The following is a 14,561-nucleotide window of genomic DNA, read 5'->3' as shown; positions in this document are numbered from 1 at the left end:
TCTGTTGGCTGCGCGCTTCTTTTGCTAGCTGGTTATGGTCAGGCTCAAAACCAGACGCAGGTTCGAATAGACAAAGCTAGCGGGCAGCTTCTGATTCAAGGCAAGCCATTCCTTATCCCGGGCGGCGAGTTGGGCAACTCGTCAGCCGGGGCTGCGGCACAGGCCGATCAAATTCTGCCTTCGATGGCGAAGCTGAACCTGAATACCGTTCTCATGCCAGTTGCGTGGGAACAGATAGAGCCTCAGGAAGGCATCGTCGATTTCAATATTCTGGATCACTGGATCGACGTTGCGCGCTAACAGAACCTTCATCTCGTGTTGTTGTGGTTTTGGAAGCTGGAAGAACGCAATTCTCGGAATATGCTCCGGTCTGGGTCAAGTCAGATACAAACCGCTTTCCAAGAGCATTTGCTGCCGACGGCTCGCCGCTGGAAATCCTCTCCACCTTATCGCTTAAGGCTGTATGCCATTTCGCGATAACCACCGCTCAAATCCTGGAATCGTGATTACTCCGCTGGGTCGTAGTTCAGATTAGGTCCAAGCCATCGCTCCACCTCTGCCAGGCTCATCCCTTTGCGTTTCTGATAGTCCGCAACCTGGTCGCGATCGATTTTACCAAGAGTGAAATAGCGCGATTCCGGATGAGCCAAGTAGAGGCCACTGACGCTCGACCCTGGCCACATCGCGAACGACTCCGTAAGCTCTATCCCGGTATTCGCCTGCACATCAAGCAAACGCCAGATCGTACCCTTCTCCGTATGATCCGGACACGCTGGATATCCAGGAGCGGGCCTGATCCCTCTGTATTTTTCCTGAATGAGATCCGCATTGCTGAGATTCTCTCTGCAGCCGTAGCCCCATTCTTCCCTGACCCGCTTATGCAGGCATTCCGCAAAGGCCTCCGCCAAGCGATCGGCAATCGCCTCGGCCATGATTGCATTGTAATCATCATGCTCAGACTTAAACCGATCGCGCAGTTCCCCCAGCCCTATTCCACTGGTCACAGCAAAGGCGCCGACATAATCGTGAAGTCCTGTTTCCTTTGGAGCAATGAAGTCGGCAAGCGACCTGCATGGCTCGCTGCCTTCTCGATTTGCTTGCTGCCGAAGGAAGTGGAACTGGTCTAACATCCCTCTGCGTGTGTCGTCTGTATATAGCTCAATGTCATCGCCCACGGCGTTGGCCGGGAAAAACCCGTACACGCCGCGCGCCGTGATCAAATTTTGCTCAATGATCTTGTCCAGAAGAGCATTGGCTTCACAAAAGATCTGACGGGCCTGTGCGCCTTGTTTCTCGTCATCAAGGATGCGCGGATACACGCCCTTCAGCTCCCAGGTGTGGAAAAATGGCGACCAATCAATGAACTCGCGCAGCTTCGCCAAAGAGAAGTTATCCAACACACGAACCCCGGTAAACGCAGGTTTGGCAATATCTTCAGCACGCCACTCAATAGAGGTCCGCCTCGTGCGGGCAGTTTGGACTGATACAACCTGCTGGCGCGGCGCTGAGTGAGCCTTGCGCACCGCCGCATATTCGGCGCGATGCTGCTCAACAAAGGCTGGCCTGTTTTCTTCGCTCAAAAGACTCGTCGTCACCGGAACTGCTCGGCTCGCGTCCAGCACATGCACCACGGGCTCGCCGTAATGCGGAGCGATCTTGATCGCAGTGTGCGCGCGGCTCGTCGTTGCCCCGCCGATAAGGAGAGGCAGCTTGAACCCCTGCCGCTCCATCTCACGTGCTACATGCACCATTTCGTCGAGTGACGGCGTTATCAGGCCGCTAAGGCCGATGATGTCCGCCCCCTCCGTCTTCGCACGCTCAAGGATCTTCTCAGCCGGCACCATCACTCCCATGTCGATAACCTCGTAGTTGTTGCATGCGAGGACAACGCCGACGATGTTCTTCCCGATGTCGTGAACATCTCCTTTCACCGTTGCAAGCACGATCTTCCCTTGCGTTCTTACTTCCTGACCCGCCTCAGCCATCGCCGCCTTCTCAGCTTCCATAAATGGAGTCAGATACGCCACCGCCTTCTTCATCACTCGGGCAGACTTTACTACTTGCGGCAAGAACATCTTCCCTGCGCCGAAAAGATCACCTACGACGCTCATGCCCGCCATGAGCGGGCCTTCGATAACCAACAAAGGGCGGCCTAGCTTTGCGCGTGCCTCCTCAGTGTCAATGTCGATATAGGTATCTATGCCCTTTACTAACGCGTGGCTCAGGCGCTCCTCAACCGTACAGCTACGCCATTCTTCGGCCTTCTTCTCACTCGCCGCAGCGCCGGCACCCGCGGCCTTCAGGACTTCTCCATATTCAACGAGGCGCTCAGTAGCATCGGGACGGCGGTTGAGCAACACGTCTTCGACCAGCACCTTCAACTCAGGCTCAATTTCCTCATAAATCTCAAGTTGTCCGGCATTCACGATGCCCATATCCATGCCAGCGGAGATGGCATGATAGAGGAAGGCCGAGTGCATCGCCTCACGCACCTTGTTATTCCCGCGGAAACTGAACGAGATGTTGGAAACGCCGCCGCTGACCTTCGCGTGCGGCAGGTTGGCCTTGATCCATCGCGTCGCGTTGATGAAATCAAGTGCGTAGTTGTTGTGCTCCTCCATGCCGGTCGCAACGGTCAGAATATTCGGATCGAAGATGATGTCCTCAGGGGGAAAGCGCACCTCATCGACAAGAATGTGGTAGGCGCGTTCACAGATGCGAGTCTTGTCCTCATAAGTCGCGGCCTGCCCCTGTTCGTCGAAGGCCATGACCACCACAGCTGCGCCGTACTTCAGCACGGTATTGGCGTTACGGCGAAATCTCTCCTCGCCTTCCTTCAGGGAGATTGAGTTGACAATGCCTTTGCCCTGCATGCACTTGAGTCCCGCCTCGATCACCTCCCATTTCGAGGAGTCAACCATGAAGGGCACCTTGGCAACTTCAGGCTCGCTCGCCAGCAACAGTAGGAATCGTGTCAACGCCGCGACTCCATCGATCATGCCTTCGTCCATGCAGATGTCGATAACGTTGGCCCCATTTTCAACCTGCTGGCGGGCTATGGCGACCGCGTCCTCGTACTTGCCTTCCTTAATGAGCTTGGCAAACTTTGGCGAACCGGCTACGTTGGTTCGCTCGCCAATCATGATGTAAACGCCAGGCTGTTGAGTGAAGGGTTGTGATCCCGACAGACGAAGAGGCTTCGTCCCAATGGCGGCGGCAACGCTCACGCTTTCAAGTACACTCATGGTCGGCTCTCGCTGGCGTAGGCCTCCACAGCGGAGTTCCAAAGTTTTCGCGGAGGCTGGCCTTCAAGCGCCTTGGCGATTGCCGCGATGTGCTCCGGCGTGTTGCCGCAGCAGCCGCCGGCAATATTGATCAATCCACCGCGCGCAAAGTCACCCAGATACCGCGCCATGTCCGAAGGCTCCAAATCGAACCCAGTCGGCGAGAGCGGATTCGGCAAACCTGCATTCGGATAGCAGGAGATCGGCACATCCGCCTTCTCCGAAAGGTCTTCCAGAAATGGGTACATCAGATCGGGGCCGAGAGAACAATTGAGCCCCACAGAGAACGGTTTCGCGTGCTCCACAGCGTTCCAGAAGGCCTCAACCGTCTGCGCTGATATCATCGTCTCGCCACCACGTCCTACTGCCGCCGAAATCATGACTGGCAATTCCTTGCCGTCCTCATCAAATACCTCGCGTATGGCCACGAGTGCCGCCTTCGCGTTCAGTGAATCGAAGATTGTCTCGACCAGCAAAAGATCCGAACCACCCGCAATGAGACCGCGCACTTGTTGCGCGTATGCGGTTTTCACTTGATCGAACGTAACGACACGGAAGCCCGGATCATCAGCATCTGGCGAGTTCGAGAGCGAGACCGTCAGCGGGCCGATCGCCCCAGCTACGAACCGTTGACGCCCTGTCTGGTTGGCGATGCGATCAGCCCACTCACGACATTGCCGTGCCGACTGCTCATTAATCTCCCCAGCCAGATTGTTGAGGAATCGATCATCAATGATCTTCTGATAAAACTCAGGATCTTTTCGTCCCCCGTGCTCGCGAGGATCATCCACAAAAAATTCGCTCTGGGCGATACTGGTCGCACCGAATGTGTTCGTCTCGATGATGTCCGCCCCTGCCTCCAGGAAGCGGCGATGGATGTCGCAAATCATTTCGGGCTGGGTCAGAGAAAACAGATCGCCGTTATTCAGCAGATCCTTTCTGGAATCCTTGAAGCGCTCACCCCGGATATCGGCTTCCTTCATTCCGTAGGTGCGGATCGTTGTTCCCATGGCTCCATCGATGATGGCGATTCGGTTCTCGAGGATCTTCTTGAGAGGATGGCTATTTGTCGTCATATATATATCTGTTTGGTCGCCTTGAGTCTGACTAACGCTCGGAAATGTGGTTTATTGACCACAGCAGAGAACCGGCTGTATGTACTACGAGTTCACACCGACCCTTTTACTGCTGCGGAATTCGCAGCAATCGGCATTGGCCAACACCATTAAATTCCACACTTTAATTATCTCACTTCACAAGATGGGTGAGCGCTCTCGATCACCCGCAAGTGCTGACAATCGAGAAGGTTAGCCTGTGACGGAGATCGAACCGGGCCAGGAATTTACGGAATGCAAAGAACGGCGACCATTCACCTGCATGAAGCAGTAATGTTCACCGCATATCTAGCTATTTACTTCGTGATAGAGCCTGTACTTCTCGTCTTTGATCGCTGGAAAGGTCTTCATGGTCATTCGCTCCGCCCCGGTTTCTACAATCCAGTCGCTTGAACCGCGAGCGAACTGACGAACGCCAAGAAGCTGTGCTTTTGAAGCTTTCGCCGAGAGATCCCCCGTAGCAAAGAGGGCGAGAGGACCCTTAAGCAGGGCCACAGTATTAGGATGCTGCGGGTCGATCGCCTCTAGCTGCGTCGGCATATCAAAGCTGATTTCGATGCGGTCGCCACTCTTCCAACTGCGATCAATAGGAAGGAAGGCTCCCGGCTTAAGGTCGGAAGCGAAACGCGCGCCATTCACTGTAATCGTTGTTCCCGGCCCGGCCCATTGAGGAATACGCAAGGCGACTACAAACGACGAGAGTCGATCCACATTCACTTCAAGCGAAGTTTCGGGAACATCTGGATAACTGGTCTTTTGGATCAGCGACGTGCGAACGCCATTCTGCATCCAGGTAACTCTCGACGGGATATACAGGTTGACATACACGCCGCGTGCGCTACGGAAATACGAACTGATGCCGTAGTCGGCGGTAATTTGCGGGAATGTGCCCGAGCAGCACGGCCACTTATCCTGGTGGTAAAACTTCGAGGCGGTATTGTTGTAATCCGAATAGTAAAAGGTCGTTCCATCTTCAAGCAGCGGCTTTGCCCCAAAAATGGTGTTGTATAGAACTCGCTCCATGCTGTCGCCGTAGCGGCTGTCTCCGGTCGCACGCAGCAAATATCTGGTCACCTTGAAATGACCGTATGCCCCGCAAGGAGTCTCAAAGCTGGCGTGCGTTTGCGCGAGACTTTCACCCATCTCGCCGCTACCCGGCGCACGGAATGTCTCATCTGGCCCCCATCCCCCGGTCGCAAAGCTCTGTGTTGTTCTTACAAAATCGAAGCCATTTCTCGCAGCGCGAAGATATTTCTCGTTCCCGGTTGAAAGATAAGCCTGAAACGCAGAACACAGCGCATTTACGTGGCTATACGCGTGCTCGCCAGGAAGCACATTCTTGCCATCAGCCAACGGATCGAAGTAGTCCTTGTTTTGAAGATAGCGTGCGGCCAATTGTTGATAGCGATCTCCCGCACCGCGTTTGTATGCAAGGTAGAGATTTTCCGGCAGCGTGTAAGTCTCATCCCAGGTAAAAGCAATGTTTTTGTGTGGTCGCGCGTTCTGCTCGGCGCGTGTGAGCGCCTTTTCCGGCAAGAAGGGCAGCACAGCATCCGTCGCGTGATTCAGAACCGCCAGCGCTTGCGGATCAGCGGCAAACTGGTGAGCATCAATCAAACCACAATTCGTCTTGTCGAAGGTGTAAGCAGGCAGTGGATAGTCGACATAAAATTTGCCTGTAACCGTCGGGGCAAAGCCGCGCACCAGGCGCTGCACTTTCTCCTGTGTTGGCTTAGAGCCCGTAACGGCATAAGCCCTCGCCAGTCCGGAGAGATACTGTCCGAAAGTGTGGCCGGGAATATACCCGGTCATATTCTTTGGTGGATCGAACTCATCAGAGAAGGTGTACCAGCCTCCCATATCCTCACCCGGTGCAGGTAGCCCGGCACGCTGGCGAAATGGTTTCAGCAACCTGTTGTCATCGAGAGCCAGAAAGAATGCGTGATTCGCATTGAATTGCTCCAAAGCAGTCCCGTCCAGCAATCGCACTTCGGAATACTCAAACTGTGACAGCGTCGGAACGATGGCATCTTTAGCCACGGCAGCGTACCCAAGCTCGGTCTTGCGCGCCAATAGCATACTCCCGGCAGCAGCGGCGCTCGCTTTAAGAAATGTTCTTCTTGAAGTCTTATTCATAGCCTTCTTCGTTTTTCTTCACGTAGAACACGTGCAGATAATTCGGCAGAGCCAATCGCCTGAGTGACTCTGCCGCCTCGTGCCCAACAAATTCCCTCAGAAGATAATGTTGGCTCCAACCTGAAGATAGCGAGGAGTGTATTGACCAGTGGCCTTTCCGAAGTTTCCGTCCGGAAGATTTGTGTCAACAGTGTTGAGGTTTGGCCGGTTGAACAAATTGTAGAACTCAAAGCGCAGCTGTAGCGAGACGCGCTCCGTGATCGCAGTGTTCTTCATAAATGAGGTGTCCCACTCCTCAAACCCCGGGCCACGGAAAGCGTTGTAGCGTTCGTTGCCCTCGGATCCAAAGCTGGGTTGCGGAAAATTATCCTGCGTGAAAATCCCCTGAAGGTAATCGTGCCGCCCATTGGGATAGTGATAACTGGTCACATTGGGAAAGTCGAAGTTGTCCCCATCCGCGTTGTAATCACCGCTTCCCGTTGCGTAGCCAGTGTACGCTCCGCTTGCATCAGTAATCGGAGCAAATGCAGCATTCGTCGACACAAAGATCGGCGTACCGTCCTGCAGGATGGTGGTGCCGCTTATCTGCCATCCGCTCGCGATTCGGCCAACAAGTCCCCGTCCACCATTCACGTCGGGGAATTGGTAGTTCCATCCGAGCGAAAAACGATTGGGAACATCCCACAATGATGGGCCATAAAACTGATGCGGATTGATGTAGGTCGGATAGACCTGTGTGTCATCCTGCGATGCTGAGTGAGTGTAAGAAGCTGTGAAAAACGCTCGCTTGAAGCGCCCTCTCAGCGAAAGAATCAGCGCATTGTAGTTCGATTCTCTATCGTTCTGCGTATAGAGAACAGGACCAAAGCTGGTATTTAGACGTGTGGGTGTAAGGCTGTTGTGAATGATCAGGTCGCCCGGAAGTTCGTTGATATTCTGCCCATAGCTGACGTTATAGACCTGTCCTCCGCCAGACAGCAAGCTTCTGCCAGTAGCACCCGAATAGGCGATGCTGGCTGCCAGCGCGGATGAAAGCGGATGTTCCAAAGACGCGGAATAGGTATACGTGACGGGCGAGTGCAGGTTCGGATCGATACCACCAATACCAAACTGCAATCCATTGATTCCGCCTTTTGCATTCAACGTGTAAGCGGAAACATCCGGTGCGGGGAAATTAAAGGGCTTCTCATTGGAGGTGCCGAATCCGAATACAGGCGCTGGAGTCTGGCCACCATAGAAGGTCGGGAAGATATCTCCTGGAGGATTACCACGATACTGCTCCTGCAGATTAGCCAGCGTAGGCCAGTTGTGGAAGAATCCGGCTCCGCCCTTTACCAGCCACTTGCTGTCTCCCATCACATCCCACGCAACTCCGCCGCGCGGACTGAACACATCCGTGATAGCCCGATTAAGGGCATGATTATGACGAATCAATATGCCATTTGCTGTTTGCTCTTGCAGCGTCTGGCCTGGCCCATAGTAAAAGTTCGAAAAGGCAGTGTTCGCGCTCCTTGACCAGGGATTCCCGAAGTCATCCCACCGCAAGCCGAAGTTGACTGTCAGGTTGGGCTTGACCCGCCATGTATCTTCTGCAAACACCCCGTTGGTGACGCCAGCTGCATTCCAATTGTATTGATCGCGCTCGCCCGCTAAAGGATTGTAGGCAAGACCGGTCTCGGTATAGACATTGTCCTTTGCCAGATCAAGCAGGCTATTGAATTGGAATGTTGGCTGATCGTATGGGCCATTGAAAATCTCAACGTCATCGCCAAACAATCCCTCGTAACCAACCTTAATGACGTGAGATTTAATAGTGTGCGTTAGCACGTCGCGCCAATGATAGTTGTGCTGAATAAAATCACCCTGCGCAAATCCTGCGCCAAATCCCGATCCGATACCCGTAACGTTCACAACAGGAACGGAAAAAAGCCCTTTTGCCGGTTGGACTCCCTCGACTCGCATGGCGGCGAAAGACGCTTCGTTTAAAGTCGACGGGCTGAATGTGTGCGTTTCGTTCACTTGAATCGCGTACTGACTGAATGTGCTCGTCGTATTAAAGGCCGCGCGCTGATTTACGCCATTCGTACTCAGTGTCGTCCGATAAAAAGTCCCATAGAGACGATCTTTCGCAAAGTCCTTATCCACCCGTATGTTGTACTGCGTCCCGTTCCTGTACGCAGAATCCGTGTAATTGCCTGTATCGATCATGGCGAGACCACACGGCAGATTGTTCGTTGCAGGAGTACCGCAGGTGTCTGGATAGAGCGCGGCCGCTGTAGACGCCACGGTTATATCATTCACCTTGCTCACTGGATACGTCGTCAACAACTGCGTTCCGATCGTATTTGGGAACGTGGATTGAGCAAACGCGGTGAAGGCTGGGTCTTCAAATGTAATGTTGTTGCTCACTGCGGCCGATGACCGTAAAGGCTCAATGGCGAAGAAGAAGAAGCCCGCGTTGCGATGAGGAATGATGGGGCCCCCGATCGTCGCCGAAATATTATTGCTGTGAAACGGCGCATACTTCTTGCTGAACTCAGTGCCGGCCAGCCAACCCTGATACGTGAAGTAGTCGCTGGCATTTCCGTGATATGTATTCGTGCCGGACTTCGTGGTCATCGTCATCTGTATCGAACTTGCCCGGCCATAGTCCACGTTATATATATTCGTCTGAATACTTGTTTCCTGAATGGAATCGGGATTCGGCGTCATGTTCAACACGCCCGGTCGGATGGAACTCGTGACATCCAGACCGTCAACGACATACATATTCCCCACCGCTCCCTGGCCATTCGCGCTGGCATCCACCTGCGTCTCTGTCGAATAGTTGTCGCGTCCAGACCCCGGACTGCCGTTGCTGGTTACACCCAGGCCGCTTACCCCCGGAGCAAGCGTGACTAGAGAGATCATGTTGCGGCCCGCAAGCGGTAAAGATGAGAGTGTCTGTGTTGATAACGTTTCCTGCAAACGCGTGTCAGCGGTGTCAATTACCGGAGCTTCCGTGGAGACTTCGATCGTCTGCGTTGCTTGACCGACCGCAAGCTTGACGGGAAAATCCAGCGTTTGGCCCGTCTGCAGCACGATCGCACTATGCAACTGCGCGAACCCAGAGGCGCTGGCCATCAGGTCATAATTTCCGGGAGCCAGGCTCACAAACTGATACACACCGGAAGCGTTTGATGTAGCGGTTCTCTGCTCTCCAGTATCGGTTTTAGTGAGGACCAGCCTTACATTCGGGAGGAGAGAGCCGCTGGGATCCTGGACTTCTCCCGTGATCGTGCCGCTGAATTGTGCTTGCGCGCTCTGCAACGAGAAAATGACAATCGCAAACAAAAGGAACCCAAACAAATACACGCGTTTCATCTCATGTACCTCCTGATAAATCGGGCATGCAAGTATCCAATTGCGAATCTAGTTTTGAATCCAATATGGGAAAGCGTTTTCTCAGCAAACCGGTATATCAGGGCAGAATTGCGATTGTCAATAATTTCTCGATTACGTCATTTCAGCAATTGGCGCTATGGCTTGATCGCCTCAAAGACAGCAGACATGTCCTTTTCACCCAATCCCGATGAAAGCCCTCTCTCAAAAACCTTCAGTGCTCCTCTTGCAGTATGAAGAGGAAGGCCGGTTTCCTCGCTGAGCTTGATGGCATAACTGAGATCCTTGGCCATCAACTGCAAGGCAAACTGCGTGTCATAATTCTTTCCCCGAATTCGCTGGGTCAACGTCTTTACTAAGGGGCTTCCGGGAGCGCCGTTCGTAAGCACATCGTAAGTAACGTCCTCAGAGATCCCCAGCCGCATTGCCATCGACAGAGCTTCCGCCAAGGACGCAGCCTGCACTCCGCTCAAGAAATTGTTGACGAGCTTCATGCATGCTCCTGATCCTGAAGGCCCAACGTGAACAATTGCTCGTGACATTGCTTGAAGAACGGGGCGAACGAGATCAAGTGTGTCAGCGTCGCCTCCTACCAGGAAGAGCAATTCCCCATTCGCGGCTTGCACCTTGCTGCCGGTAACCGGCGCGTCCAGAACCCGGCATTGCTTCGCGGCTCCAGCAGAGTTTAATTCTGCAATCCATGCAGGCGACACCGTACTCGATTCGACGAGAATCGTCTCCGGTCTTACAGCTGACATAGCCCCCTTAGCTCCTAACCACACGCTCTTGGCCGCGTCATCATCTGCAAGCATGCTGATAACAACATCGGCGCTGCTTACAGCGTCTGCGGGATTGTTCTCCAACCGAATCTTTTCATCGAGTCTGTTCTCGTGCGCCCACTGCCGGGCGACTTCGCTACGACGGTTGTACACACTCAACGGGAATCCAGCCTTGGTCAAATTGCTGGCCATGCCGCGGCCCATCGTTCCCAAACCTAGCAGTGCGACACTCTGCATGGCTTACCTGCCTTCCTGTTTGCAATGAGTTTCTAATCGAGGCGCTTAACTCTCACGAACTGGTCCTGGTCCCCCGAGATTCTAAGCGTGTTGCGCAAGGGCCTTCCGAATGCCGGAAAGCTGATCTCCATCACATCGCCATCCTGCAGACGTACATTGTCTCCAAAACTGAAGGCATCGGCTCCGAAGAAATGGATGTGCGCATCCCCGGGCCTGCGATGCAAAGCATACTTGAAGTGGTGATGCTCAAGATTTGCAACCGAATGACACATGTTGTTCTCGCCAGAATAGATCTTCGCCTTCCACACAGTTTCCTTCTGGCGCTCAATCGTCACAGTCCCGTCGATATCACTGAACGGCTCGCAGTCCACCCATAGTTCTGGACCAATCGAGCATTCTCGCAGCTTCGACGGAGCCAGATAGAGATAATTCTTCCGCTCCATGACGTGATCCGCAAATTCATTCCCAACAGTCAGACCCACGCGAAAAGGCTGCCCGTCCAAATCGATGACGTATATTCCGGCAATCTCCGGCTCCTCCCCGCCATCATCGCCGTAAGGTGGCGCCACCAGCTCTTCACCATGAGCTCTGAGAACAGATCCGTCGCCCTTGTAGAACCATTCCGGCCGCACGCCAATTTTTCCCTGCGCGGGATGTCCGCCCTCCATGCCTAGCTGATACATGCGCATACTATCTGTAACAACTGCAGTTTCGTTTTTGTGCATGGCAGCGCGATTTTCTGCACTTGCCTTGTGCGTCAAGCCGGTTCCGCTCACGGTCAGATGGGCCGAATCTTCCGGATGATCGAAAGACGGCAACAACCGCCACGGAGACGAACCTTCATACACCGCGTCGTAACTCAGCGCCGAGTTCGCCTTCGCATCATGCACAATGTCAGGAATCGTTCGCTCGCCCCGGATGGCAGTAAAGGCAAGCTGATATATCGAGTGATATTCCGGAAGGGGATGCAGCGCTTCTCCGTCGACCAGAGCCACGAGTCTTTCCTTGTGATGAGTCAGTTGAACAAGGCGCATATTCGAAAGCTCCTCCCATGAGACCGCTTAGTTCCGCCCCATCAGGAGCACTTCTCTACGTCCGCCAAATTGACTCCGCAGCGCCCTCCAATTATGCTCGCAGCACAGCGAGCATGCAATCTGAGAAAGGTTAGGGCCTACACCTTCTTGCCGTCCCTCCGCTGGCGAATCGCTCTCCTGGTTTCCCTGGGCATCGCGGTCAGCTACTTCGACCGGCAGACGCTTCCTGTCGCTGTGACCGCGATTCAGCGTGATATTCCCCTCTCAAACACTGCGTATTCCGAACTACAGGCGGCCTTCCTCATCGCCTACGCTGTCATGTACGCTGCGGGAGGAAAACTCATCGACACACTGGGAACGCGCCGCGGCTTTCTGCTCATCATGATCTGGTGGTCGCTCGCTTGCGCCAGCCATGGTCTTGCAACTGGGTTCGGAATGCTGCTGATCAGTCGCCTTCTCCTTGGAATGGGAGAAGGTGGAGGCTTTCCCGCAGCCACTCGCGTTGTAGCCGAGTGGTATTCGATCGATCAGCGTTCGTTGGCAATGGGCATAATGAATGCCGGCACTGCCATCGGAGCAGTCGTCGCACCGCCGCTTATTGCTCTCGTTCTCGGCATCGCCAGTTGGCGATGGGTCTTCTTTCTTTCTGGCGTCATTGGATTACTTTGGTCGCTCGCATGGTGGCATGGATATTTCCCGCCATCCCTGCACCCTCAGCTCTCCGGTGAAGCACGCCGCGAAACGCTCGCTTCTCTACCAGAGCCAACAGAGAACGAGTCGGCCACGCGGATACCTTGGCTTCATCTCCTAGCCCATATCGAGACGTGGGCTTTGGTCCTGGCAAAGTTCCTCACCGATGCAGCTTGGTACTTCTATCTCTTCTGGCTTCCGAAATACCTCTATGACGCGCGCGGATTCGACATAAAACAGGTGGGCGCCTACGCCTGGATCCCCTATGCAGCGTCAGGCGTTGGATGTCTCACCGGAGGCTGGCTGTCGGCATGGCTGCTGCGTCGCGGTAAGTCGCTGAACTTTTCACGTAAGCTCGCCCTGGGATTGAGCGCTGCCGTCATGCCATCGATTCTCTTAGTCACGCATGTGCCAGTCCAATTCGCTTTGCTCCTCTTCAGCCTCGCGTTCTTCGGTCAGCAATCCTGGTCCACACTCATTATGATCCTGCCCACCGATCTCTTTCCCCGCTCCGCAGTCGGTTCAGTGGCCGGCCTCGTAGGCTTTGGCGGCGCAATCGGAGGCACTATCTTTGGATTCGTTGTGGGCTATCTGCTCGATCACGGATTCGGCTACAGTGCCGTCTTCGGTGCTGTCAGCACGCTTCACATCATCGCGTTTGTACTCATCATAGTTACAATTCCCGTCATTGCTCCCATCTATCAGCCTTTGAAAGCGAGCACGCAAGCATGAAGATCACCGAAGTTCGCACGCGCGTTGTCGAATGGCGCGGCCAGACCGTTCCTCCGCAACCACACTTCTGCACGAACCCGATGGATCTCCTGCAGTTGCCAGCCGACTCAATGGCCGGATTTCGATTCCACGGCTGGTTGATCGTCGAGATTTTCACCGACAGCGGTCACGTCGGCATCGGCAATGCCGCTCTTGCTCCTCGCATAACCAAGCAAGTGATCGACACCTATCTCAAGCCGGTTCTGATCGGAAAAGACCCTTTCGACACCGAATTTCTGTGGCAACATATGTATCGCCTCACCATGGCCTTTGGCCGCAAAGGCATCGGCATGGTCGCCATCAGCGCGATTGATATCGCCATCTGGGATCTGCTGGGAAAAGCTATAAATCAACCTGTCTTCCGATTACTAGGCGGGCGCACGAAGCAGAAAGTCCCTGTCTATGCCAGCCGACTCTACAGTCAGCCCCTGGACGACCTGGCAAAGGAAGCTCAGCAATACAAGGATAGGGGTTATAAGGCGATGAAGCTTCGATTCGGCTGGGGACCGACCGATGGGGCTGCTGGCATGCAACGAAATGTCGAGTTGCTGCGCACAGTCCGGGAAGTCATCGGATACGAAATCGACTTAATGGCCGATGCCTATATGGGGTGGACTCTTGACTATGCACAACGCATGCTCCCCCTCATTGAACCTTTCCAGTTACGCTGGCTTGAGGAACCGGTCATACCCGACGACATAGGCGGCTACGCCGTGCTAAAGGTTCAGAATCGCGTCCCTATTGCTGGTGGAGAGCATGAATTCACGATCTACGGATTCCGCCAGATGTTAGAGGCGAAGGCGCTCGACTATATCCAGTTCGATACCAATCGCGTAGGAGGAATTTCTCAGGCGCGCAAAATCGCAGCCCTTGCTGAAGCCTATTCGGTTCCGGTTATTCCCCACGCCGGCCAGATGCATAACTACCACATCGTTATGGCAAGTCTGAATTCGCCCATGGCTGAATACTTCCCTCCCGTTGACGTCGAGATAGGAAACGAACTCTTCTGGTATATCTTTGACGGTGAGCCGAAAGCCAAAGACGGTTACATCGATCTCAACGATGACCTACCCGGACTGGGGCTCATGATCAGTGAAGAGAGCCTGAAACGCTTCGAAATCATCGAATGAACGA

Annotated in this window: 9 protein-coding genes; 3 read left to right on the top strand and 6 right to left on the bottom strand. The window is 54.2% G+C overall.

Features of this window, described 5'->3' with window-relative positions; all coding sequences use genetic code 11:
* Window positions 1-21 precede the first annotated feature (21 nt).
* Window positions 22-300 carry a beta-galactosidase gene (locus H7849_RS06275; protein WP_186745058.1) on the top strand — a complete coding sequence of 93 codons (279 nt, stop codon included), beginning with the start codon at window positions 22-24 and terminating at the stop codon, window positions 298-300.
* A gap of 206 nt (window positions 301-506) precedes the next feature.
* On the opposite strand, the gene metH is transcribed toward H7849_RS06275, so the two are convergent.
* From metH to araD1, 6 genes are all read right to left on the bottom strand, one after another.
* Window positions 507-3,245, bottom strand: a complete 2,739-nt coding sequence (gene metH, locus H7849_RS06270) for a methionine synthase (RefSeq protein ID WP_186745056.1) — start codon at window positions 3,243-3,245, stop codon at window positions 507-509.
* A complete protein-coding gene (locus tag H7849_RS06265; protein WP_186745054.1) occupies window positions 3,242-4,360 on the bottom strand; it encodes a homocysteine S-methyltransferase family protein in 1,119 nt (372 codons plus the stop codon). The genes metH and H7849_RS06265 overlap by 4 nt, the downstream gene beginning before the upstream one ends.
* Window positions 4,361-4,687: 327 nt before the next feature.
* The gene (locus H7849_RS06260; protein WP_186745052.1) at window positions 4,688-6,535 is read right to left on the bottom strand and encodes a beta-L-arabinofuranosidase domain-containing protein; all 1,848 of its coding nucleotides are present in this window, start codon (window positions 6,533-6,535) and stop codon (window positions 4,688-4,690) included.
* 96 nt (window positions 6,536-6,631) lie between these two features.
* Window positions 6,632-9,898, bottom strand: a complete 3,267-nt coding sequence (locus H7849_RS06255) for a TonB-dependent receptor (protein ID WP_186745050.1) — start codon at window positions 9,896-9,898, stop codon at window positions 6,632-6,634.
* A gap of 155 nt (window positions 9,899-10,053) precedes the next feature.
* Window positions 10,054-10,932 (bottom strand): NAD(P)-dependent oxidoreductase, encoded by an 879-nt coding sequence (locus H7849_RS06250; RefSeq protein WP_186745048.1) that lies wholly within the window; start codon window positions 10,930-10,932, stop codon window positions 10,054-10,056.
* 32 nt (window positions 10,933-10,964) lie between these two features.
* A complete protein-coding gene (gene araD1 / locus H7849_RS06245) occupies window positions 10,965-11,966 on the bottom strand; it encodes an AraD1 family protein (RefSeq protein ID WP_186745046.1) in 1,002 nt (333 codons plus the stop codon).
* A 147-nt stretch (window positions 11,967-12,113) separates the two neighbouring features.
* On the opposite strand from araD1, the gene H7849_RS06240 reads away from it, so the two are divergent.
* Window positions 12,114-13,388 carry an MFS transporter gene (locus H7849_RS06240; RefSeq protein ID WP_251106645.1) on the top strand — a complete coding sequence of 425 codons (1,275 nt, stop codon included), beginning with the start codon at window positions 12,114-12,116 and terminating at the stop codon, window positions 13,386-13,388.
* Window positions 13,385-14,557: an L-rhamnonate dehydratase gene (locus H7849_RS06235; RefSeq protein ID WP_186745042.1), complete on the top strand. Its 1,173-nt coding sequence runs from the start codon at window positions 13,385-13,387 to the stop codon at window positions 14,555-14,557. The genes H7849_RS06240 and H7849_RS06235 overlap by 4 nt, the downstream gene beginning before the upstream one ends.
* Window positions 14,558-14,561 lie beyond the last annotated feature (4 nt).

Origin of the sequence: Alloacidobacterium dinghuense (genome assembly GCF_014274465.1) — a bacterium.
In the GTDB taxonomy this organism is placed as follows: domain Bacteria; phylum Acidobacteriota; class Terriglobia; order Terriglobales; family Acidobacteriaceae; genus Alloacidobacterium; species Alloacidobacterium dinghuense.
The sequence above is the reverse complement of the archived record's forward strand: the minus strand, read 5'-3'. Positions and strand labels throughout refer to the sequence as shown.

Coding starts and splice junctions, on each gene's coding strand:
- H7849_RS06260 (WP_186745052.1), bottom strand. CDS start 6,535: ATGAATAAGACTTCAAGAAGAACATTTCTTAAAGCGAGCGCCGCTGCT.
- H7849_RS06255 (WP_186745050.1), bottom strand. CDS start 9,898: ATGAAACGCGTGTATTTGTTTGGGTTCCTTTTGTTTGCGATTGTCATT.
- H7849_RS06235 (WP_186745042.1), top strand. CDS start 13,385: ATGAAGATCACCGAAGTTCGCACGCGCGTTGTCGAATGGCGCGGCCAG.
- araD1 (WP_186745046.1), bottom strand. CDS start 11,966: ATGCGCCTTGTTCAACTGACTCATCACAAGGAAAGACTCGTGGCTCTG.
- H7849_RS06265 (WP_186745054.1), bottom strand. CDS start 4,360: ATGACGACAAATAGCCATCCTCTCAAGAAGATCCTCGAGAACCGAATC.
- H7849_RS06250 (WP_186745048.1), bottom strand. CDS start 10,932: ATGCAGAGTGTCGCACTGCTAGGTTTGGGAACGATGGGCCGCGGCATG.
- metH (WP_186745056.1), bottom strand. CDS start 3,245: ATGAGTGTACTTGAAAGCGTGAGCGTTGCCGCCGCCATTGGGACGAAG.